Consider the following 21,512-nt stretch of genomic DNA (forward strand, 5'->3'; position numbering starts at 1 on the left):
CGCAGGCCCCGGCTCCGGTCGCCCCGGTCTCGAACCGCCCGACGATCCAGCTCACCCCGGGCAGCGCGCTCGCCCTCGCGGCCGGCGGCGGTGCCGTGGTCCTCGTCGTCGGAGCCGTCCTGGTCTCGCTGCTCCTCGCGGTCGCCATCACGGGCATGTCCGTCGCCGTGGTCGCGGTCGTCCTGCGCTCGCTGCTGAAGGACCTCAACAACCAGCGTTAACCGGCACCCGGAGCGGCCTCGGTCGCCAAACTTCCGCCGCTCCGGGCGCCTCACCCATTCCTGATCCAACGGACCCGAAAGGGACAGCCCCATCATGCCCCAGCACGCCCCGAACACGCCCCTCTGCCGCGACTGCGACGGTTTCGCCACCGCCGCCATCACCACCGGTGCCCGCCACCGTGACGGCACCCGCGTGACCCTCCGCGTCACCTGCCCGGCCTGCAAGGGCACCGGTCACACCGCCCCCGCCACCGCCCTCGTCCGCGCCGGGAGGTGACCGCCATGTTCCGCAAACTCCCTGCCGACCTCACCCCGACCGAGGACCGTCCCGGCCTGCGCGTCAAGGTCGGCACCCGCTACAGCAGCTCCCAGGGCGACTACATGTGCGGCGGCTGCGGTGCCGAGAACCACGCCAACGGCGACACCGACGTCACGGCCCTGGTCGAGGACTACAGCGCCAACCACGGGCCCGCTCACCGGAACGGCAGGTGATCGCGTGACCGACACCGCCACCTTGGCGGGTCTCGACTCGGCCACCCTCAGTGACGTGCTGAGGGTGGCCGGTTCGGCTGACTTCGACCGCTGGCAAGAGCAGATCCGCCGCACGGGCGGTTGCTCCGACCCGATCCGGCTCGCCGGTGCCACGAAGACCATCGACCCGACCACGAAGACCGTGCTGTACGCCTACAGCACCGAGAACGAGCCCGGCGGCATGCTCCGCATCGCCTGCGGCAACCGCCGTGCCTCTCGCTGCCCGGCCTGCGCCTGGACCTACGCCGGCGACACCTACCACCTCATCCGTGCTGGGCTCGTCGGCGACCCTGCCAAAGGCACTCCGCACACCATCCGGGACCACCCCCGCGTCTTCGCCACCCTCACCGCGCCCTCGTTCGGTCCCGTCCACAACCGACCGGGCAACCGGCCTTGCCGCTGCGGCACCCGCCACGACGAGGACGCACCCGAACTCGGCACCCCCCTCGACCCCGGCACGTACGACTACGCGGGCGCGGTGCTGTGGAACAACCACGCCTCCGACCTGTGGCGCTACTTCACGATCTACCTGCGCCGCGAGATCGCCCGACGTGCCGGCCTCACGCAGAAGGAAGCTCGCGAACAGTCCCGCGTGGCCTTCGGCAAGGTCGCCGAGTACCAGAAGCGCGGTGCCGTCCACTTCCACGCCGTGATCCGCTTTGACGGACCGGACGGCCCCGACAGTCCCCCGCCGGCCTGGGCGACCCTCGACCTGCTCGACGGTGCGATTCCTGCTGCTGCTGCTCGTGTTGCGGTCGAGGTCGACCCGGCTGAGGATGAGCCGGCTCGCACGCTGCGGTGGGGCACCCAGCTCGATGTCCAGCCGATCGGCGCTTTCGGCCACGGTGAGGAGATTACGGAAGCGGCCGTGGCTTCTTACGTCGCGAAGTACGCCACCAAGGCAGCGGAGACCACGGGCACGGTCGACCGTCGGATCGGCAACAAGGAAGCCCTCGTGCTGCTCGGCGTGCCCGACCACCCGAGCCGGCTGATCGAGGCGTGCTTGGACCTGCACGCGCTCTACCCGGACCGCAAGCTCCGGGACTGGGCTCACATGCTCGGCTTCCGGGGCCACTTCTCCACCAAGTCCCGCAGCTACTCGACCACCTTGGGCGCCCTGCGACAGGTCCGTGCCGACTACCGGGCGGCCCAACACCGCGAAGCCCTGGGCCTGCCCGACCCCGACGACCATCCGGAGGCAACCACGCTCACCCTCGCGCACTGGATCTACGCCGGCCACGGCTACACCCCCGGCGAATCCTGGCTCGCCGCCAACATCCGCCGCGACATCCAACGCAACCGCGAGACCGCCCGCGAAGCCCTCGCAGACTTGCCCGACCCCGGCACAGAGGGGGAGTGGTGATGGCTGATCAACTCTTGGACGTCAAGCAGGTTGCCACTCGCCTTGGCACAGGCGTCCGCTTCCCTCGTCGGCTGATCGAAGAACGCCGCATCGCCTTCGTCAAGGTCGGTCGCAACGTCCGCATCTCGGAACGCGTGCTGGACGAGTACATCGCCGCGAACACCGTGGAACCGGTCGTCCTCCGACCGACAGGCTTCAGGAGGGCTGCCTGATGGCTGGGAAGCGCAAGTCTCGCCGGGGCTTCGGCAGGATTCGGAAGCTGCCCTCAGGGCGGTACCAGGCTCGCTACCCGGGGCCTGATGGCGTACTGCGGCCTGCCGACCGCACGTTCGCCACGACCACGGACGCTGATCGCTGGTTGGCAAAGAAGCGCATCGAGATCGAAGACGGCCGCTGGATCGATCCTGCTGAAGGACAGACAACGGTCCGGGACTGGTCGGCTCGCTGGCTTGCCGCTGTGTCACCGCAGCTCAAGCACAAGACACAGGCTTCGTACCGGTCGCTGATCAACTCGCTGATCAACCCGGCGCTCGGGGACCGTGAGCTGTCGAGCCTGCGTCCGATCACCGTGACAGAGTGGGTCGCGCAGATGCGAACCAGGGGGCTCAGCCCATCGCGCATCCGGCAGGCGTACCGAGTGCTGTCCCAGGTCATGGCCTCGGCCGTCGACAACGACCTGATCGCGCAGACACCTTGCCGGGGCGTACGTCTCCCCCGGATGCCACAGACCGAGCCGCACATCCTGACGCCGCTCGAAGCCTCTCGCGTCGTGCGGAATGCCGACAAGCCGCATGACCTGCTGATCGCGCTTCTCGCCTTCGCCGGCCTGCGGGTGGGTGAGGGCTTCGCACTGCGCCGCGATGATGTCGACGTGGCGGGCGGCACGGTGCTGGTTGACGAGAACCTCGCTGAGGCGAACGGTGCCCTGGTCTTCGACACCCCGAAGTCCCATCAGAAGCGGCTACTGCGCGTGGCACCCACCCTCGCGAAGCGGCTCGGGAAGCACCTGGAGACCCTGCCGGACGATGGCCGCGCGCTGCTGTTCACCACGGCTGCGGGCAAGCCCCTGCACTACAACCAGTGGCGCAAGGCCTACTTCGACCCTGCCGTGTCAGCGGCCGGCCTCACCGACGTGACCCCGCACGATCTCCGGGCCTCGCACGGGACTTGGGTAGCCGACAAGTACGGTGTCATGACGGCCGCTCACCGCCTCGGACACTCGAACGCGAGCGTGACCACTCGGCACTACGCCCGTCCGGTCGCCGGCCGCGATGACCAGGTGGCCGAAGCCTCGGACGCGTGGGTCAACGGGCACGATCTCGACCGAGGGGCACGTAGCGGGCACGACGACGATGACGATGGCCTCTCCGGGGCACTCGTACCCGTCTGACCTGCGGCGGAGACCTCACCGCCCATGATCGGCGAAAGGTCTTGAAAACCGTAGGGACGTGAAAGCGTCCCCGTGGGTTCGAATCCCACCGCCTCCGCAGGTCAGAGATATGCAGGTCAGAAAGGGTGCTCCTCGTTTGAGGGGCACCCTTCTGCATAGAGCCTGTCTCACCCTGCATCACTGATGTGTCGCTCGGGTTCAGTGCTCACGGACCAGCCACGGACCAAAAAAGGCCCCGCCCTAGTTTGGGCGGGGCCTGTCGTGGCCGTTCTACTCGTCACTCTCCGCAAGGGCCTTGTCGATGAGCGCGTTGGCGCTCTCCTGCATACCGCGGAGCACCTTGGCGTAGAAACGGTAGAGCACCGCCAAGCTGTGGCCGGCGCGGCGGGCGACCTCCACCTTGTCGACTCCCGCCTTGAGCCAGAACGAGATACCTGCGTGCCGGAGAGAGTACGGAACGGCTGCGAGCGGACTGTCCGCTTCCTCGGGCGTGAGCGCCTTCTGCCGAGCGGCGTCCCACATCTTGGTGTACTCGGTGGAGCGCACTCTGCCGCCGCGCACGGCGCGGAAGAGTCTGCCGTCTTGCGCCGTGCCGTACTTCTTCAGATGCTCTCGCAGCATCTTCACCAGGACGGGCGGGATGGGAATTGGGCGTGTGGCCTTACGGGCGCGTCGCTTCAGGCCGCGCGCCTCGTAGGACTTTCCGTCATCGGTCCACGCTGAGCCGACCTCGGGACGGCTCTCTGCGAGGATCAGTTCCCCCCATCCAGACTCCGGCAAGCGGCAGTCTCGCCGAGTAAGAGCCGCGATCTCGGACGGCCGCATGGCCGCGTGGTAGAAGCAACCGAAGAAGGCGTACATGTGCTCGCCGCGCGGTCCCTGTTCGCGTACGGCTTCGATGAGGTGCTTTACCTGCTGCGGCCCCGGCACGTATCGGAAGTCGATCTCGTCATCCGTCTCCGGCGCCTTCCAGTCGATTTTCGACAGGGGGCTAGTGGGCACCAGGTCGAGTTCCACCGCGTACCGCCAGCAGTTGCTCAGGACGGCGAGTTTGCGCTTCACCGTGTTCTCCGCTGCCTTTCGGCCGTTGAGTTTGAGCGAGATCGCGTCAAGGGCCGGACGGAGGTGAGCGGCTTGGGCAGCTTCTTCGACCTTCAGAGACTTGTCCGAAAGCCACTTCAGAGCGGCGGCTATCTCGGCAGGAGGTTCCTCATTGTCAAGCCGCGGCTCCGTCTTGCCCTCGTCGGTACGGATCATCTTGAACGCCCACTCCTGCAAGGCGCGTCGCAAGATGCGGCGGTTGGGGGCACCCCGGGTACTGCTCACCAGCACCGGAGTTACGACGGCGAGTGATTCGGCGATGCTGGCGCGGTGCTTAGCCGCGACCTGGGGCCACTTCATCAAGGCGTAGGCACGGGCGTGGTCGTACCAACTGGGAGCCTTCAGAGCGCGCAACTCGGACTCGGGCAGACCGGTTTCGGTATCGAATCTCTGGTGGTCGCGGAGCGCGGCGCGGAGATCTGTCTGACGTCCTTCCGCCTGGGTTTTCGTGAGGTAGCTCTTCGAGTGCTCCTCAACCCCCACCCGCCAGCGCAGCATGTGCGCTTTGCGGCGGTCCTTGCGGATGCGGATGTTCCATATCTCGACGTCGTACGTCAGCAAGTGAGGTCTTCTTCCAAGGTGTTGAGCCACTGCTCGAAGTCCGCTCGGCGGAACCGGAGTTGGCCGTTGGGGAGCTTGAGGCACTTCGGGGACTGGCCACGGGCGCGCATGCGGTAGAAGGCGGCCCGGGACATGCCGAGTTCGTCCAGGACGTCGGTGAGCTTCATGTGCGGTTCGCGATGCTGGCGCAAGGTGATCAGCCCTCTGAGCGGTTCAATTTGTCTCGCGCCGGTCTTGATCAGTCCGGCATGGATCAGTACGCCGATCATCGAAATCTGTTACAGCCCGGCGGTCGATCACCGTCCGCACGATGAGGTTGCTCCCGTACTTGCTCCGCTCTTGATCGCGCCGCCGAACACCAACTCGGGCCGGGTCTTGCCCGGCCGTCTGTCAGGTGGGTGATCTTGCGGCGGTCGTGTCTGAGCGGCAGCGATACCTAGAGCGACATGGAGTTGCGGCGCCTGCGGCGCGGTCCGGGGTAGACGCGCATGACGTCCTGGTCGGCTCCTGCGCCACGGGTTCGCAAGACGCCACGCCGACGACCCACGCGAACGACGCTGGTGGCAGCGTCCTCATCGATCTCGGCGCAGCGCGCGGCGGCGGCGAGGGAGATCCACTCCTCGAACGGCAGGAGCATCAACGCGCGGTCGGTAGCACTCATGTACGGGGGCATGGCCGTAGCCCTTTCGCTTCGGGTCTTTGTGGGCGCCGGGTTGCTCTCCCAGCACGTGCCCGCACGATACTTCACGGCGGCCGTCACAAGCTATCGCTAACCCGTTCGACGCGTTACGTAGACAGCCAGTTATGCTGCCTCGCGTCGCATCGGAACGTGATCTTCCCTCTGTGGGGGAGTAGTGGAGACCGTGCCCGAGGTGGCGTTGCAGCTACAACGCAGCATCGGCTCTTGGGGGGACAGCACGCTGTGACCGACATTCTCGAATCCCTAGTCGCACGCGCCGCAGCGGGCGGAGAAGACGGGGCCGATGCCATCGGTGTGCTGTACGACGAACTCAACGACACCGTGTACCACTGGGTTCGGTACTACATCCGTGATGGACACATTGCGGAGGATCTGTGCCAGGAAGTCTGGTTGAAGGTCTCCCAGAACATCGGCAAATACCGGCCGGGCACGAACCTGATGGGCTGGCTGCGCACGATCACGAAGAACACCTCTCTTGACCACCTGCGCTCGGTGCAGCGACGCCCCTCGGAGGTCCTGTACGCCGATCACCTCGAACTCGACCGGCCGCGAGCAGGGGAGGGCCCGGAAGAGTACGCCGAGCGTCGTGAACTGGCGCGGGCCGTTGAGGCGCATCTGCACAAACTGAGACCCGAACAGCAGCAGGTTCTGATCCTGCGGTTCTTCGACGGATTGAGTCCGACGCATGCCGCGCAGATCATGGGCAAGACGGACGGTGCTGTACGCACATTGACGGTACGGTCTCTGCGCAAGCTCGCCGAGGTCATGCCGGCCGGGGACTCATCCTCCCAACTGGTGGAGGCCCTGCTGACCGCAGCAGTGAGCAGGGGGAGAATCGGTGCACAACGGGTTGAGAGACGAGAGGCGAGGGCGCATGTCGAGACGCGCTGACCAGAGCGAGCGTGTGGAGCAGGCGCTGGACGGCGGCCCGGTTCCTCACGACGAGGAGACCCGCCGCCTGCTCGCCGCCGCGGGCGCCCTGCGGCCTGGCTTCCAGCGCAGCTCTGCGCGGGTGCGAGACACCCGCGCGGCGATGCTGCGCGAGTACGCGCGCGCTCAGAACCCGCAAGACACACGCGAAGACGCCGGTTCGGGCGATGGGCTGGACGAGCCGGAAATCCATCGCGCCGAGGTCGAGCTGCCCGGCGGCGGCCACGTCGTCCTCACGGACATCGAAGCCATCACGCCCGAGCGTGCCGAGAAGACCGCGGCCCGCATCGCCGAGATCTTGAAGAGCAAGGAAAGCGACCGGCAGGCGTGAGCAGCGTGATACCCGGCAGGCTGGAGGCGCGGCCGTGACCTCGTCCTTGCCGCCCATCCAGATTCACGTCCTCAAGCCTGGCGAGGACGATGACGATGAGTCGCTCACCGATGTGGGCGTGGTCAACCTCAACGGCGAGCGCCACCTGTTCTTGATTCCGCAGTCCTTCGGCTCCGCCGTCCGGCAGGTCAGCTCCGCGATGCCGGACTTGCCGTTGGAGCAGGTCGAGAACCTGGTACGCAAGCACTGCCCCGAATTCAAGGACCTCGACGAGCTGTTGGGCCCCGTCGATCCTGCTCCGCCCATCGATACCCCTGGCCCCTGGGCCAAGCCACCCCAGCCCGCGCGGGTTCCTGGCCGCGCGAAGAAGTGGGCCATCGTCGCAGCGCTGGTACCCGTGCTCGCCGGGACCTGGGCGCTGGGCTACGTCACCGGGGGCAACACGGCGGGCTCCGCGGCCAGCGCCCCGGACGCGGCCGACAAGGTAGAACCGTTCACCGCATCGGACTTCATGAACTTCTCCGACGCGGGGAAGATCGACTGCAACCCGATCGACGATCTGGAAGCGGAGTGCACTGACTCCGACGGGATGGTGATGGCGTCCAAGGCCGCCACCGGCCCGGACTCGACGATCTTTACTTTCAGCTATGGGTCCGAACGTATTGGGTTGCGGATTTTCAGGGACGCCGATTACGCAGCCACCTGGACCCGGCAGGACGGTTCAAAGGAGCTGTACCCGAACCTTGCCCGTTCCGGCCGCTACGTGCTGTGGGGCACGGACAAGGAGCGGCTGGACGAGTACCTGGAGCTGCTGCGCACGGCCCCAAAGAAGGCTTCTTCCTCACAGGTCGTGGGCGCCGGTGCCCTGCCGCCACGCCTCGCCGCGCTCACACTGGGCACCCTGGGCCTCAACGAACACGACGTGCGCACCATCTTGTTGGCGCCGCAGGACTCCCCAGTAGGCACGCCTGTCCTGATGGCAGCCCGAGCTGTGCTCGGCGTGAACGACGCGACGAGGTCGATTGTGATCGCGGGTGAGGACGACATCGTGGCGCTCGCCGTCGGGATCGAGCCCCAGCCGGTCGTCACCCAGCCGAGCACCCACAGCGAGGGCAGCGTCGTCCTCGTCACCACCCAGGTGGACTCGGGGTCGACGTCTCCAGACGGCTCGGCCGGGGTATCGCAGGAGGTCCCGGCTCCTGCCACCGATCCTGCGCCGGATGAGACTCGCGAGCCCTCCGGGGACGGGCAGTCGCAGATGCCGGTCGAGGAGAGCCCCACGCCGGAGCCCACGCAGCCGACCGAGCCCGAGCAGCTTGATCCGTCCCCGACGGACCCCACGCTGCCGGTTGCCGAGACGCCGGTTGTTGAGACGCCAGCACCGTCGCAGGACCTCGACTCTGCCGAGCCGCAGCCGTCCGCCGAGGACGACGCTGACGCGGCCGAGGAGCCTGTCCCGCCCGCGCAAGAGGACACCGTGGCCGCAGGCGATGAGGAACCCACGGGCGGCGTCCTGGTGGCGCTGCCCGAAGCCTGGATCGCCCCCGCTGCCTAGAACGAGACGCGCCGCGCGGGTGGACCAACCTCCTGCGCGGCGCGTACTGGGGTAGTGCCAGTTTCAGAACGGCGGCTGCGGGCCCGCCCACTGGTCGTCGGCCACTGGACTCCCCCCGGGCGGGGCCGCGCGCCGTCCGCCGGTCTTGGTGACCCTGGCGGTCGCGTTCTTCAGGCTCACGCCGACGTCCTCCACGTCGAGTTCGTACACGGTGCGCCTGATGCCCTCGCGGTCCTCGTAGGAGCGCTGCTTGAGGCGACCCTGAACGATGACGCGGGTGCCGCGCGTTAGGGACTCGGCGACGTTCTCCGCGGCCTGGCGCCAGACGGCACAGGTCAGGAACAGGCTCTCGCCGTCCTTCCACTCGTTGGTCTGACGGTCGAATACCCGGGGCGTGGAGGCGACACGGAACTTCGATACCGGCGCTCCGCCAGGGGTGAAGCGCAGTTCGGGATCGTCGACGAGGTTGCCGACGACGGTGATGGTGGTCTCGCCTGCCAAGAGGAACCTTTCAGGAGGCAGGGCGGTCGGCCCGCGGGCAGCGGGCCGACCCCGGACGGTCAGGAGAAGAGCGAGTTCCAGGTGAGCGGGCCGGGCAGCCCGTCGGCGTCGTTCTTCAGCTCGGCGCGGGACAGTTGGAAGTCGCGGACGTTCAGGCGGTCTGCCTCGCCCCACGTCTGCGACGGGCCGACGCGGTAGTGCTTGCCGTAGCCCTTGGCGACCAGGCGGTCGCCAAGCTGCTTGACGTACTTGTTCTTCTTGCCGGGGCCGAACTTGTCCCGGCCGGGGAACGCCGGCGCGGTCGGCTTCGGCTTCGGCGTGGTGGTCGAGCTGCCGCTCGACGACTTGCCGACGATCGCCTTCGCCTTCGCGAGGATCTTGGCGAACGGGAGGCTCCCGGGATCTCCGTGCACGTTCTCGGGGGCGTGGAGGTGACCGCAGACGCCCTTGAAGGCGTTCCACTCGGCGAACGTCATGCGAGCCGACGTCGCACCGTACGAAGACGGGTAGGCCGGCCATTCCGACGGGCCGGAGAGCGGGATGCCCATGTTGGTGTGCATCCACGCGATCAGTTCGGCGAGTTCGTCGTAGGCCCACTCCGGCGCGTCCGGCCAGTAGACGTAGTCCTCTCCGGCCTTGAGGCCGTTCCAGGTGCTCTTGTGCTTCGGGTCGCAGGTCCCGACCAGTTCCACCTGGATGACGTTGTTGGTGTTCGTCTCGACGCCACCCGCCTGGTTGACCAGGGCGCGCGCTGAGCGGTTCAGCGCGAAGTGCTGGTAGACGTCGATCGTCTTCTTCGCGAAGTTCGGCTTCGCCGTGAGGTTCGGGGCCGAGGCGCCGTTGCCGTAGGAGACGACGGTCGTCCCCTCGGTGGTGTGCAGCACGAGGGTGTTGGGGTCCATCAGGTCGCCCTCGTACGTGTCGCCGTACCAGTTGGTACCGCGGATGGCGCCCGGGTACAGGGTCGTGGTCACAGTGCTTCCTCCGGTGCTGGTGAGCAGGAAGGGAGCACCGTGACCGGCGGTGCGGGCTAGTGTCGCGTGCTGCCTGCGGAGCCTGCTGGCCCCGGTGGTCAGCCGTCGACTACCTCGGCATCCACGACGTCCTCCAGTTCGGGCGGGTCGGGGTACTGCACCGCGAACAGCGTCTGGTTCAGGCGTTCGGCGAGCGCGCCCAGGTCCACGCGTTCGTCCGGAGCAGATTCGCTGCTGTCGAGTCCGGTGATTTCGATTGCGAGGGCCGCGTCCTTGCCGTAGTGCTTGCGGTGCTGACGCTCCAGGTACCACGCGTCGGCGCGCCAGTCTGGGGCCGTGCGGTCCTCGGTGACCTCTTCGACGATCTGGCCGGTCTCCGGGTCGCGGAACTTCCTCGTGGTCACCTTGGTGACGATCCCGCCGTCCGCGACTCTCCTGATGTTGGCCATGGCACGGGCGGCTGCCATGGCGCGGGCGGTGCGCACCTTCTCGAACAACTCGACGTACGGGTCCTCGTCCCGGTTCGGTGGTTGTCCGTCCTCGCGCATGGCTACTTCCGCGCGGCCACGGGCCATCCACCGGTGGTAAGTGGCGCTTGAGATGCCGGCGGCCTCGGCGGCGAGTTCGACAGCGATGCCGGTACGGGACGCGGTGATGATGCGGGCCTCGACCTCCTCAGAGAGCAGGGAAGGACGTCCGGCGCCAGGGCGGTGGGACTTGCGGCGGCTGGCCACGGGGCGACTCCTCAGCGGCCGGACGTGAACGCGTGGCCGCAGGCAGGGCAGGTGGCCAGGCGGGCGCGTCCCTCGTCGTCGAGGCTGAAACCGTCACCGCCCGGGACGTCCCCGTTGTCGTCCGGGAGGTGAAGCACGGGCGTCTGGCCCTCGTTGACAGCACCGGGCAGCGTTTCGGGGTCGACCTGCCGCAGCAGTTTCTCCAACTCGTCCTCTGGGATGGCGAGTGAGTCGTACAGCGCGGCGTCCTCGGTAACGATGTCCTCCAGGTAGGCGGCAAGGGAGCGTGGTCGCCAACCACCGTCGGCGCCGATCTTGTTGAGCTTGATGTTCAGGGCCTTGGCCTCGACGTCGGAGCGGGAGGCCCAGCCGCGCTGAACTGGCACCAGCCATCCGCCGTCGTGGTCCAGGAGCAGGCCGCCCGGCAGCCGTGCGCCGCGGGCTTGCATCTCGATCAGGGCCTCGCGGCGTCCGTGGCCGCCGAGGATGGTGCCGGTGCGCTCGTCGGCGATCGGCTGGTCGACGAAGCCGTGCGTGCTGATGCTCTCGATGATCCGCTCGACCTCGTGCTTCTTCGGGTTGCCGGGTGCCGGCGCGAGGTCGGTGAGCGGTACGTAGGTGGTGTAGCGGGGGGCGGGCACGGTCTCGGCCACGGCTGTCCTTCTGGCTGATTCGGAGGTGCCGGCGGCGGGCGTGGTCTGCGAGCCCGCGGACTTCAACCGCGGCGCCCCGCCTCGCAAGCGGGGTGTGCCGTCATGGCCGGGCCGCGCCTGCCGCCGGGCCGGGGCCGCCCTCGTTCCGGATGGGGCGACCCCGGAGCCCACCTGCCTCTGACGACGTCATCAGAGGTGGGAGAGCCGCGCGGAACGTAGAGGGCCTAGCTGGCTTGTGTCGCGGCTCCGGGCTGATCGAGAGGCTCGGACGATGGCCTGAGGCCCTGTAATAACGCGGACCTGTACCGCTGAGGAGTCGATACGGCCGCCGTTTCGAACGGCACTCTCGCCACGGCGCGACGCTTGCTGTACTATTTCGCACGGCTGGGAGAGCAACCCAGCCGCCTGGGGCTAGGTGTCACAGATTTCGCCGGTCGACGTAATTACTGGCGACACCCTGTGCACCCAGCCCGGGAAAGACCCGAAAAGCCCTGGGCCACGCCTTGGGTGAGAAAGGACCCGGCATGTCGTACGACGACACCGAAGAGAAGCCGCTGCCCACCCTGCCCCTGGGTGATGCCGCGCTGCTTTCCGTCTTCGCCAAGCTGTTCAAGGAACACGTCGTGCCCGCGATCGACGAGAAGATCGCCGCCGTGAAGGGTCCGCTCCTGAGCGCGTACGACGACCCCGAGAGCAGTACCAAGTCCGTCGACGCCAAGGTCAACGGCATCGCTGTCGCGACGCACACCGTGGCGATCTCCAAGGACAAGTACATCGTCGGCGACGAGGACTTGTTCAACGCGTTTGCCGAGGAGCACGGAGAGGTCGAGGTCATCATCCAGGCCCGGCCCGCGTTCCGCGAAAAGATGCTCAAGAGGGTGAAGTACGACAGGGCGACGGACTCCATCGTCGACAAGCTCACCGGCGAAGTAGTCCCCGGACTCACCCGTATCCCCGGTGGCAAGCCGACCGGAACTGTGACCCTGAGCTGGAAGGAAGGCGGCCAGGAGGCCGTTCTGGAGGCGTACGAGCAGGGACAGCTCGACAGTCTCCTGCGCGGTGTGCCCATGCTCCCCGCCGCGCCCGCCCGCGACGGCGATAAGTAGCCCGCGCACAGTCGAACGACGGCCCGGCCGCACGCCCTTTGACGGCCGGGCCCCTCCTCTAAGGACCATCGCCTTGTCCACCCGCACCAACCTTGTCCCGGCACTTGCCGAAGGGATATCCGACCGTGCGTTCCGCCTGTACTGCTACCTCGTCTTGGAGAGCGACGGCGGTTGGGTCACCGTCCAGGACGTCGCTGATGCGTGCAACCTGACCAACCACCAGGCTCGTGAGCCCCTCTCCGAACTCCGCGACGCGTGCATGGCTGAGTCCCGACGCGTGTATGAGATGGGCGCCCACGGACGCAAGACGTGGCACACCCACTTCCGGCTGCCGCACGAGACGGCGAGCGGGGCAGCAGCGTGACCAATCGCAGCGGTGTGCGCCGCAACAGGCGCTCCCACTTCGTCCAGGTCGAGTCCAAGACCGCCCGCGACACGCGCGTCAGCTACCGCGCACTCGGCCTACTGACGTACTGCCTCGACCAACACGATGGCTGGAACGTGCGCTCCGAACAACTTGCTCGCGGTGCAGGGCGCGAAGGACGCGATGCCGTCCGTAAGGCCCTCCATGAACTTGCCGCACACGGCTACTACCGACTTGAGAAGCGTCGGTTCCTCGACGGCAAGACGGCCATGGGCGCAGCGATCAGCGAGTACGCCAACGAGCAATGGGCCCAGGACTACGTCACCTTCGGCGGCAAGCTGGACATCCCTGTTGTCGAGCAGGAGGACGGATCGTTCCGCGTCCGCTACCCCGACGGCACCCTCGGCCCGGACGGTTTCGCATCCGACTCCGACTCGGTCTCCCCGGACGAGGAAGTCACAGAGGCCACTCCGGAGCCCGAGCCGAAGGCGAAGAAGCAGCCGCGTGTCACCCCGCCGGCCGCCGCCCGTTCCGCTGCGCAGAAGCGGGCTGGGCAGAGCGATACGCCGGACGCGGAGGACAAGGGGGCCACGGCGAAGGAGAAGACGCCCGCCCAGGAAGTCGCCACCTGGTACTACGACCACGCCAAGCAGCACCTCGGCCCCTACGCGGGCAACAAGAAGTCCGGCTGGTACTTCGCGCTCGTCAAGCTCAGCCAACAGGCCCTGGACGCCGACTACACCCAACGCGAAGTCGCGAAGGCGTTCCAGCGCACCGGTGTCCACTTCCCGACGGCCCACCAGTTTCAACGAGCGCTGAGCGACGAGCGGAACAACAAGCCGATGCCCGCCCAGTACGGCGGGCGCCCCGCGCCCTACAGCGATGCCGCCACTTGGGGTACCGGCGCCACGGGCGTCCCGATCACCCCCAACGACCTTGACGACGATGCCGCGTTCGGCATCGTCCCTGCCTGACGCGAGAGGAGAAGGAGCAGTGAGCACCCTGGCAGCCGAACGCTTTGTCCCCGAGCGTGAGCCGAAGCGGCTGTTCGAGATCACGGACCGCATGATCTCGGCCCTCAAGCGCGGAGGCGCAGACCTGTCCCAGCTCGGAGTGCCCGCCCCGGACGGGGAAGACGACGTGGAGCTGTGGGAGGACGTCTCCGTGCCGCAGGCCCACGCCCGCAGTCTCGCCTGGACGAACAGCATGCGCAGGGCCGCGCACGACGACTATCTGAAGTGGCGCTTCGCCGACCTGGACGACCACCAACGCCCGCAGACGCTGAACGGGTGGCTCGACTCGCTCGTTGAGGCGAAGAGGAAACAGGCGCGGCCCAGCACGATGCACTTCATCGTTTCCGGGAACATCGGCTCGGGGAAGACCACGGCGGTCGCCGCGCTCGGGAACGAGGCCAGCGCCCGAGGGCTGCTCGTGCGATTCGTGCAGCACGCCACCTACCTCTCCTGGCGCCGCCCCGACGGCGGGCCCGACGGCATGAGTTCCTACACGGTCCGTACGCGGCATGTCGAAGACCCTGACTTGCTGATCATCGACGAGTTGTGCGGCGAGATGGACGGTGTGCAGACGGAGTTCGTCCGCAGGGAGACGACCGACCTGATCGGCTCTCGCCTGGCGTCAGGCAGGCCCACGGCGTTCTCCACGAACTTGCGGCGTGACGGCATCGTCTCCGTCCTCGGCGAGCGCCTGCTGTCCCGCATCGAGGACCGCGCCTATCTGGCGAAGGTCGTGGGGCCGGACCGGCGTACGCCCCGCAAGCCGCTGGACTGGTGAACTCTCCAGCTCCGAGGCGGTGATGACGGGCCATCTGACGATGGGGAGCAGCGCGGGGGGCGCGAGACCCTATATCGTTTGGGCAGCCTGAGGACCGATGAGCATAGGTCCTTGGGAAGACCCGAACGAAAAAGGGGAGTGTCTTGCCCAAGTTGCCTACCGTACGTGCGATCACGCAGGGCGAGCGGGAGTTGCGAGATTGGCACCGCAACCTCCGCATCGGAGCCGCCGCCGCAGGCTTCGGCATGATGCTCGCCTCCCTCTACCAACTCCACTGGGCCGGAACGCTCATTGGGTTCCCCACCCTCGCGGCGGCGGCGATGGCGGGTTCCCTGGAACTGCTCCTCGCGTTCAACGCAGGCGCAGTCACCTCGATCCGCAAGCGCACGGACAAGGGCGCCGAGGGCGGTTACTACTGGTCGCTGTGGTGCATCTTCGCGTTCCTGCTGTGCATATCGATCGCCGCGAACGTCGGCCATGCCGTGATCGCGCTCTCCGAGTGGTTCAGTGCCGGCGGTGCGCCGACCGTGATGGCGGAGAACCGGGTGTACGTGTACGCGGTCGGCAGTGCCGTCGCCGCGATGGTGCCCCTTGGCGGCAGCTTCGGGCTGCACATCTCCGGATTCGTCCGCGCGCGTGGCGCGGGCTCGGATTGGGTCGATGCGGACGGGACCGGAGCACTGCTCGACTCCGGGGCGCCTGCTCCAGCGGCGCAACGGAAGACACTGCCGCCGCGCCCCGAGGTAAAGATCCCCGCCCAGAAGTCCAAGGGACCTGTTCCCGAGCAGAAGCAGGCTGAGGACCCTGAGCCGACCGAGCAGAAGCAGGCTGAAGAGGAGCCGGAGGAGGCGCCGGATAACGAGCCGGTGGAGGTCGTGTCCGAAGACGAGCTGTACGCCATCTACAAGGCGGCCATGGACGCTGGCGAGCACCATCGGTTCGGCCCACGCGGGGATTTGAACCCGACGCAGCTCGGCCGCCGAGTGGGGCAGAGTCCACAGAACGGCCGGAAGAACGTCGGCCCCCGTTTCAAGTCCCGGTACCAGGCAGAGAAGCAGGAAGAGCGGGGCGACGGTGTGGACATGGACGGCCTTGCAGCCGGTAACGGGTCCGCTCAGGCATCCTGACGTTCCGCACCTGCACGACCTTGCGGCGGGCGCTCCCGATTAGGGGCGCCCGCCGCTGGCACGATCGGACCCTTTCATGACCCCCGAGATCCTTGCCCGATTCACGGCCGCCCGCGCTCACCGCGATCTCTCTGACCTCGCCCGGCAGGGCGTAGGCAGCATCAGTTCGGCCGCGAGCACCCGTGAACGGATCGAGGGGGCCCGGCGACTGAGGGTTCTGGCCAACGAACTGGTCGACCTGGTCGTGCTCGGCGAGGCACTGGCCGGGGCATCGTGGGAGGAGATCACGCAGGCCCTGAACCGGCGGGATGCCGAGACCGTACGGGCCGAGTACGAGGACGCCGTCAACCAGTGGCAGGCCGCGCCGGCAGAAGCGTTCGACGGGGTCGACGACGATGCGCGGTCTCTGGACGCCTGGTACCAGATCCACCGCGAGGACGCTGATCCGGCCGTGCAGAATCCGGTATCTGACCTGCTGTAGCGGATTGTTTCTCTGCCTCCAGAGACGCTAAAATAATACAGCGAACGTCAGGGCGAGAAGCTAAGGCCCTGCGCGCCGCAGCATCCGGGAGAGCAACCCGGAAGACCCGAAGCGAAAGGCCCCGTTCCGTGGCTGGAATCACCGTGCCCCAGCGCACCCGAAAGAGCCGGAAGCCCACCGGCAAGCCGAACCCCCCGATCATCCTGCTCACCGGCCCGGAGAAGACCGGCAAGAGCTTCGAGGCCGCGCGCGGCACCGGCTCCGACCTGATCGGCCAGTCGTACTGGATAGAGATCGGCGGCACCGAGGGGACGGCTGACTACTACGGCCGTGTACCCGGCGCCGACTACGAGATCGTTCCGCACGACGGCTCGTACCAAGACATCCTTGACTCGATCCGCTGGGTGAACCACCAGCCCCGCGCCGACGGTAAGCCCAACCTGCTCATCGTCGACTCCGGGACGTCGATGTGGGACATGCTCAGCGACGAGATCGCGATGTACGCGCGCAACCGGGCGATCCGCAAGGCCCAGCGAGACCGCTCCCGCGTGCCAACCCTCGATGCCCCGGTGGTCATCGACCCCGATCTGTGGAACCGGGCCAAGGATCGGTGGGGTGAATTTCTGTGGCTGCTGCGCCGTCACCCTGGCCCCGTCCTGCTGATCGCGCGCCAGGAGGTTGTGACGGCCTTCGAGAACGACAAGCCCACCAGGAACACCACTCGCAAGGTGAAAGCGGAGAAGAACTTGCCCGCGGCCGTCGACGCGATCGTGGAACTCCACGCCATCGGCGAAGCCTGGCTGACCGGCGTGCGCAGCCTGCACATGCAGATCCAGTCCGGCGAGACCCAACGGTTCACCGACTTCACCGTGGACGCCCTGCTGCGCCGCCTCGGCCTGCAAGACGCTGTCGAGTCCCGCTCCGTGTCCGAACTGCGCCCCGACGCCGATTTGCTGGAGCACGGCCAGCAGGCCCAGCAGTCGGCCCCGAGCCAGGAGCCCGTCCGGCAGGCCCCGGGCCTGAACGGTGAGCAGGCCGCCAAGCTGATCCGCGACGCCCTGATGCACCCAACCGACCCGGAATCGGCACTGCGAGAGGTCCGAGAGGATCACGGCCGTCGCACCCTCAGGGCGGTGAAGACGGACACGGCCTGGGGCGTGATGAGTGCCGACGAGCTGATCACCAAGTCCCTGGACCACCTCAAGGCGAAGGCGGAGCAGGCCCACACGGGCGGAGGCAGCGAGCAGTCCGGCAGCAAGCAGGAGACGACCGGCGACGAACAGGGCGACGGTAGCGCGCCCCCGGACCCGGACGGCGTGCCTGACCCGATTGGGGAGGGCGCGCCGCCGCCCCCGGACCCGGCCGACGAGCCGCCCGTCGCTGAGCACCCCGAGGAGGTCAGCGAAGCCGAGGAGCCGCAGGATCTCCCCCGCGCCCGGACTCAGCCCACCCAGACGAACCGCGTGAACAAGGTGATGGCGGTGTTGCTCACCGAAGCGGAGATCCAGGCCCGTATCTTGGGCGTGACGATGGAAGAGCACCTTGCACCGGTCTCCGGGCCGGACGAGGGGATGCCGCCGCCGATGACCAGGCTGCGGAAGTACGTCGTCGATCACCGTCCCACGGTGATCGAACTCCTTGACGGGCGTGGCGAGCGGGACATCGCCAACGCCTACCGGCTCGCGGGAAAGCCGGAGCTGAAGATCGCCGACATGTTCTCGACGCTCTACAGCGACCTCGCCACGGTCGGGTGAGGTGACGTGCTGTGACGCGCTCCGAGAGCGCCTGATCCACTCTTGGCCGGGACGGTGGGCGCGCCCTCGCATCACGTCACATCATCTGACGAGGCGCGCCACGCGACTCCAGCCACCGCGAGGGCGCGCCTTTGGCGAGCGCTGTCCCATCACAGGCCGCGCGCCGTGGCGCGCCGACGGTGCGGCGGCGCGCGCCGGGCTGGGCGCGCCGCCGGCACTACCGCGGAGCGCGTCTTCACACCATGAGCCTTCGGGGGCGCGCCTACCCAGTTCGGCGCGCCCGGCAATGGCGCGCCGTACCGTCGGTGGCGTGCCATTCCGAGTGGCACCCCGCGCCAGGCGCGCGCGTCCTCAGGTAGCGCGCCACAGGGTGACCTGCGGTTTTGCCCGGCGCACCTGGGTATGGCGCGCTGGACCCTGCTGCCGCCACAGCACGGTGGCGCGGACGGGACTCGACCGGATGGTGGCGCGGACGCGCCGAACGAGCGCGCCACCGCGACGGGGGCGCGCTCGGGCATGACGAAAGGCGCGCCCGAGCCGGGCGCGCCGAGCACACAGGTGGCGCCGTCAGCTTGCCGGGCGCGCCTGCCTACGACGCGCCGTCCGTCGCTCCTGGCGCACCTGCGCGCGCGCCTTCTGCGCGTCGACGCGTACCGCGCTGCGCAACTCGGAGAACTCCTCGGGGTACTTCTCGGCGAGGAGTCGCATCGCTTGGAGACGGTAATTCGGCGCGCTCGGCATTCGCCCCCACCGCGCCTCCAGGTAGTTCAAGGTGTACTGCAGGAACCGCAGCTCGGCCTCCAACCGCGACCGGAGCTGCGTGACCCGCGCCTCGTGCGACGTGCGCGACTCACCCTTCACGGCCGGCAGGAACTTCTCAGGGGTACGCAGCATCTGCACGGCCAGCGCCCGAGTGCGTGGCGCTACCTCTGGGGAACGGAACGCCAGGCCCAGGACATAATCGCGGCCGGTCCGCGCGTTGCCAGCGACGGCCTGAACGAAAGACGACCACTCCTCGGCGAACGCCTCGTCGTTGAGCTGTGCCAGATACTCGGCCTCGTCCCAGGAGAGTTCCTCGACCGCGGCCACGATGGGCTCCCGCGCGACCTGGAGCTGAGTCCGGAAGTCGGTGATGCGGGTCTGGTAGTCGCGCTTGGACTCGCCGTCGTTGCGTTCGATGACCGTCTTGAGTTCGCGGGCGGCGCGATCGGCTGTGGCAAGTGTTCGAGTGGCCAAGTCCCGAGAGCGGAAGGCGGCAGCCTGCACCTCGCGTGGGGTCCGCTTGTCGGTGCCGCCCTGTACGTATGTGGTCCACGCCGTGAAGAACGCCTGGTGCGACATCTCCTTCAGGCGCTCGACCTCTGCCGTGATCTGCTCGGCAGGTGGCTGCGCGTCGGACATCCCCGCGGTTCCTCCTGGTCGGGGCGGCTCGCTGCTCTCAAGCCGCGGTGTTCCGCGCATGGCGGCTCGTGCGTAGTACGCGATGGCCGCCTCGCAACCGAACCCACTCCGTGTGCCGGGTCGTCGCAGGAGCAACCGCTCTCCGGCCCTGGGCGCTCTGCACGCGCGCAGTGGTCTCGGACTGTTTGTCTGCTGTAAGACCCCGGAGGAAAGGGAAGACCCAAACTCCAGAACCAGCAGCAGCCCTCGACGCAGTGAGTTCGGCGGCGAAGCGGCCACCTTGGTGCGGATGATACCCGCCGGCATTCCGGCGGGCCGACGCCTAGGGTGCTACCCGGCCTGTTCCGGACGCTTCGGGCTGGTAATCGACTCGATCGCCGGGGCGACCTTGCTCGGCTTCCAGATCAGGTCGTACGTCGTCTGCGAGGCCGCGAGGACGGCGGCGAGCGTGGCGGACGTGAGCGCGCCGTGCTGGAACTGCTCCAGTCCGCCGGACGCTGTCACGGTGGCGATGCCCGCGACCAGGGCGACGACGACGGCGACCACCTTCTTCGCCCTCGCCGACCAGGCCGGGCGCTGCACGATCGCAGTGAGCAGGGGGAGGGCGGCGCCGACCTGGGCGCCGGTGGTGATCGAGTCGAGGGTCGACATAGGGGTTCTGCCCTTCTGGTTGGAGAACGTGAAGGGCAGAGCATCCGGGGGGCCAAGGGCTTGCGTCGCGTGCTGGACTAGGTGGATCAGCGCTCGATCCATTCCTTCGTGATCACCGCGCCGAAGCCTCTAGCAGCGGATTGGGCCGAGGTCCCGGGGGAGGCTGGCAGCGTGCTTCTCCTGCGCCTTCCGCTGTTGGTCTCGGTGCAGGGCGTCCGCTCGGGCCTCGGGAGTGACGGCCCCGCCGAGGGTGATAGCTGCCCCGTCTGTGACCGGAGCCAGTGAATACCGGACGGGAGAGCGACTGGACCGCGTCGGCAGGTGAAGGCGGGCGACACCGGCTGGGAGTTCGGCACGCAGCGCCCCGTGCCAGCGGACCCATACCGCGGGGCGCCCGCGGAGTGCTTCGTCGCGGAGCTTATCCACGGCGGTGCTGTCGTCCTCACGATCGATCTCCACAGCGACTGGGGGGTTGTCCTTGCGGATCAGACGAAGGTCCAGGTAGGCGGACCAGGGTGGCGACCAGTAGATGCGGCAGCCCCCGTCCATCCTGCGAGGCGGGTCGATGTAGCGCATCGGTGCTTCCCACCTGCTCCTCCAGCCTGACGCCTTCGCCCACCCCGTGACCGCCCGGGTGATGAGTTCGGTTGCCTCCTTGCCGGTTAGGCCGGTGAAGGCGAAGCGGGTCTCGGACAGTGCGCGCGTAAGGCAGTGGCGAGGATTGCGGACTCGCCGGCCGCCGTCGGTTCGAAGGCCATCCGCCGATTCTCCGCCCGCGCACTGACAATGGCCGGGCAAGATCTGGAAGAAGCGGCTTATTCGACGTCGGCGGCGATCTCGTCGGGCGGCTCGGGGGCCGGGCGGTTCAGCACGTCGCGGACCAGGTCGCGCAGGTCGTGGATGTAGTCGATCGCGGCGGCCTTCCAACGGCGCCACTGCCGCTGCTCCTCCTGCAGATGCTCGACACGGCGCTCCAGGGTGTCGTACCGCGCTTCGAGCGTGGTCATCCGCTCCAGGGTCTGGCTCGTTGACGCGCGCTGTTGTTCGAGGAGGCTGGTGAAGCCGTCGGTGAGGCTCTTGATGGCGGTCGCCTCGGAGTTCTTCTTGTTCTGCCGGTACACCAGCCACGCGCCGCCCAGTGCGCCGAGCATCCCGAAGAGAGGAGCGAGTACGGGCGCCAGCGAGACGAGCCGATCCACTGGCACTCCCTCGGTTGGTTGGTCACGGGTGCGCGGGAGCCGGGCCGTGAGGCCCCGGCTCCCGCAGTCCGGCACACTGCACTACTCCCGGGC

At 68.0% G+C, this 21,512-nt stretch carries 25 protein-coding genes, 1 tRNA gene and 1 pseudogene; 17 read left to right on the forward strand and 10 right to left on the reverse strand.

The window, feature by feature from the left end; genetic code table 11:
* The 7 genes from AC31A1_RS02100 to AC31A1_RS02130 all read left to right on the forward strand — a co-directional run.
* Nucleotides 1-221 (forward strand): SpdD protein (locus tag AC31A1_RS02100; protein WP_489651510.1); only part of this gene is annotated, 221 nt, incomplete at its 5' end.
* Nucleotides 222-315: 94 nt separating this feature from the next.
* Nucleotides 316-498 (forward strand): hypothetical protein, encoded by a 183-nt coding sequence (locus tag AC31A1_RS02105; RefSeq protein WP_489651511.1) that lies wholly within the window; start codon nucleotides 316-318, stop codon nucleotides 496-498.
* Between the two features lie 5 nt (nucleotides 499-503).
* Complete coding sequence (locus AC31A1_RS02110) at nucleotides 504-713, forward strand: hypothetical protein (protein WP_489651512.1); 210 nt, start codon at nucleotides 504-506, stop codon at nucleotides 711-713.
* A gap of 4 nt (nucleotides 714-717) precedes the next feature.
* Entirely contained in the window at nucleotides 718-2,115 is a 1,398-nt protein-coding gene (gene repSA / locus AC31A1_RS02115) for a replication initiator protein RepSA (RefSeq protein ID WP_489651513.1), read from the forward strand.
* Nucleotides 2,115-2,327: an excisionase family DNA-binding protein gene (locus AC31A1_RS02120; protein ID WP_489651514.1), complete on the forward strand. Its 213-nt coding sequence runs from the start codon at nucleotides 2,115-2,117 to the stop codon at nucleotides 2,325-2,327. The genes repSA and AC31A1_RS02120 overlap by 1 nt, the downstream gene beginning before the upstream one ends.
* The gene (locus AC31A1_RS02125) at nucleotides 2,327-3,505 is read left to right on the forward strand and encodes a tyrosine-type recombinase/integrase (protein ID WP_489651515.1); all 1,179 of its coding nucleotides are present in this window, start codon (nucleotides 2,327-2,329) and stop codon (nucleotides 3,503-3,505) included. The genes AC31A1_RS02120 and AC31A1_RS02125 overlap by 1 nt, the downstream gene beginning before the upstream one ends.
* Nucleotides 3,506-3,511: 6 nt before the next feature.
* Nucleotides 3,512-3,604: transfer RNA gene (locus tag AC31A1_RS02130), tRNA-Ser, on the forward strand.
* Between the two features lie 171 nt (nucleotides 3,605-3,775).
* On the opposite strand, the gene AC31A1_RS02135 is transcribed toward AC31A1_RS02130, so the two are convergent.
* The 3 genes from AC31A1_RS02135 to AC31A1_RS02145 form a co-directional block, all read right to left on the reverse strand.
* Nucleotides 3,776-5,167: a tyrosine-type recombinase/integrase gene (locus tag AC31A1_RS02135; RefSeq protein ID WP_489651516.1), complete on the reverse strand. Its 1,392-nt coding sequence runs from the start codon at nucleotides 5,165-5,167 to the stop codon at nucleotides 3,776-3,778.
* Nucleotides 5,161-5,436 (reverse strand): helix-turn-helix transcriptional regulator, encoded by a 276-nt coding sequence (locus AC31A1_RS02140; RefSeq protein ID WP_489651517.1) that lies wholly within the window; start codon nucleotides 5,434-5,436, stop codon nucleotides 5,161-5,163. The genes AC31A1_RS02135 and AC31A1_RS02140 overlap by 7 nt, the downstream gene beginning before the upstream one ends.
* A gap of 167 nt (nucleotides 5,437-5,603) precedes the next feature.
* The gene (locus AC31A1_RS02145) at nucleotides 5,604-5,828 is read right to left on the reverse strand and encodes a hypothetical protein (protein ID WP_489651518.1); all 225 of its coding nucleotides are present in this window, start codon (nucleotides 5,826-5,828) and stop codon (nucleotides 5,604-5,606) included.
* Nucleotides 5,829-6,089: 261 nt separating this feature from the next.
* Here AC31A1_RS02145 and AC31A1_RS02150 point away from each other — a divergent pair, with 261 nt between their 5' ends.
* From AC31A1_RS02150 to AC31A1_RS02160, 3 genes are read left to right on the forward strand one after another with little or no spacing between them, the layout of a single operon-like run.
* Complete coding sequence (locus AC31A1_RS02150; RefSeq protein ID WP_489651519.1) at nucleotides 6,090-6,758, forward strand: RNA polymerase sigma factor; 669 nt, start codon at nucleotides 6,090-6,092, stop codon at nucleotides 6,756-6,758.
* Nucleotides 6,759-6,771: 13 nt separating this feature from the next.
* Nucleotides 6,772-7,128: a hypothetical protein gene (locus AC31A1_RS02155; RefSeq protein WP_489651520.1), complete on the forward strand. Its 357-nt coding sequence runs from the start codon at nucleotides 6,772-6,774 to the stop codon at nucleotides 7,126-7,128.
* Nucleotides 7,129-7,162: 34 nt separating this feature from the next.
* On the forward strand, nucleotides 7,163-8,683 hold the full coding sequence (locus AC31A1_RS02160; RefSeq protein WP_489651521.1) for a hypothetical protein: 1,521 nt from the start codon (nucleotides 7,163-7,165) through the stop codon (nucleotides 8,681-8,683).
* 81 nt (nucleotides 8,684-8,764) lie between these two features.
* Here the strand turns inward: AC31A1_RS02160 and AC31A1_RS02165 are convergent.
* The 4 genes and pseudogenes from AC31A1_RS02165 to AC31A1_RS02180 form a co-directional block, all read right to left on the reverse strand.
* Nucleotides 8,765-9,184 (reverse strand): annotated as a pseudogene (locus AC31A1_RS02165) (single-stranded DNA-binding protein); the annotation flags it as partial.
* A gap of 59 nt (nucleotides 9,185-9,243) precedes the next feature.
* Nucleotides 9,244-10,158, reverse strand: coding sequence for a peptidoglycan-binding protein (locus AC31A1_RS02170; RefSeq protein WP_489651522.1), 915 nt, complete (start codon nucleotides 10,156-10,158; stop codon nucleotides 9,244-9,246).
* A 98-nt stretch (nucleotides 10,159-10,256) separates the two neighbouring features.
* On the reverse strand, nucleotides 10,257-10,892 hold the full coding sequence (locus AC31A1_RS02175; RefSeq protein ID WP_489651523.1) for a hypothetical protein: 636 nt from the start codon (nucleotides 10,890-10,892) through the stop codon (nucleotides 10,257-10,259).
* Between the two features lie 11 nt (nucleotides 10,893-10,903).
* Nucleotides 10,904-11,545, reverse strand: coding sequence for a ParB N-terminal domain-containing protein (locus tag AC31A1_RS02180; protein ID WP_489651524.1), 642 nt, complete (start codon nucleotides 11,543-11,545; stop codon nucleotides 10,904-10,906).
* Between the two features lie 524 nt (nucleotides 11,546-12,069).
* Between AC31A1_RS02180 and AC31A1_RS02185 the strand changes: the two genes are divergently transcribed.
* The 7 genes from AC31A1_RS02185 (at nucleotide 12,070) to AC31A1_RS02215 (ending at nucleotide 18,168) form a co-directional block, all read left to right on the forward strand.
* On the forward strand, nucleotides 12,070-12,651 hold the full coding sequence (locus AC31A1_RS02185) for a hypothetical protein (RefSeq protein WP_489651525.1): 582 nt from the start codon (nucleotides 12,070-12,072) through the stop codon (nucleotides 12,649-12,651).
* Between the two features lie 73 nt (nucleotides 12,652-12,724).
* Nucleotides 12,725-13,015 (forward strand): hypothetical protein, encoded by a 291-nt coding sequence (locus tag AC31A1_RS02190; RefSeq protein WP_489651526.1) that lies wholly within the window; start codon nucleotides 12,725-12,727, stop codon nucleotides 13,013-13,015.
* A complete protein-coding gene (locus AC31A1_RS02195; protein ID WP_489651527.1) occupies nucleotides 13,012-13,989 on the forward strand; it encodes a hypothetical protein in 978 nt (325 codons plus the stop codon). The genes AC31A1_RS02190 and AC31A1_RS02195 overlap by 4 nt, the downstream gene beginning before the upstream one ends.
* Nucleotides 13,990-14,008: 19 nt before the next feature.
* Nucleotides 14,009-14,806 carry a P-loop NTPase family protein gene (locus tag AC31A1_RS02200; protein WP_489651528.1) on the forward strand — a complete coding sequence of 266 codons (798 nt, stop codon included), beginning with the start codon at nucleotides 14,009-14,011 and terminating at the stop codon, nucleotides 14,804-14,806.
* A gap of 143 nt (nucleotides 14,807-14,949) precedes the next feature.
* A complete protein-coding gene (locus AC31A1_RS02205; protein WP_489651529.1) occupies nucleotides 14,950-15,933 on the forward strand; it encodes a hypothetical protein in 984 nt (327 codons plus the stop codon).
* A 76-nt stretch (nucleotides 15,934-16,009) separates the two neighbouring features.
* Nucleotides 16,010-16,414, forward strand: coding sequence for a hypothetical protein (locus AC31A1_RS02210; protein ID WP_489651530.1), 405 nt, complete (start codon nucleotides 16,010-16,012; stop codon nucleotides 16,412-16,414).
* 128 nt (nucleotides 16,415-16,542) lie between these two features.
* Nucleotides 16,543-18,168: a DEAD/DEAH box helicase family protein gene (locus AC31A1_RS02215; RefSeq protein ID WP_489651531.1), complete on the forward strand. Its 1,626-nt coding sequence runs from the start codon at nucleotides 16,543-16,545 to the stop codon at nucleotides 18,166-18,168.
* Nucleotides 18,169-18,735: 567 nt separating this feature from the next.
* Here the strand turns inward: AC31A1_RS02215 and AC31A1_RS02220 are convergent.
* From AC31A1_RS02220 to AC31A1_RS02230, 3 genes are all read right to left on the reverse strand, one after another.
* Nucleotides 18,736-19,569 carry a hypothetical protein gene (locus AC31A1_RS02220; RefSeq protein ID WP_489651532.1) on the reverse strand — a complete coding sequence of 278 codons (834 nt, stop codon included), beginning with the start codon at nucleotides 19,567-19,569 and terminating at the stop codon, nucleotides 18,736-18,738.
* 330 nt (nucleotides 19,570-19,899) lie between these two features.
* A complete protein-coding gene (locus AC31A1_RS02225; protein WP_489651533.1) occupies nucleotides 19,900-20,220 on the reverse strand; it encodes a hypothetical protein in 321 nt (106 codons plus the stop codon).
* An 815-nt stretch (nucleotides 20,221-21,035) separates the two neighbouring features.
* Nucleotides 21,036-21,419, reverse strand: coding sequence for a hypothetical protein (locus tag AC31A1_RS02230; protein ID WP_489651534.1), 384 nt, complete (start codon nucleotides 21,417-21,419; stop codon nucleotides 21,036-21,038).
* Nucleotides 21,420-21,512 lie beyond the last annotated feature (93 nt).

This window comes from Streptomyces sp. P5F9 (assembly GCF_057961495.1).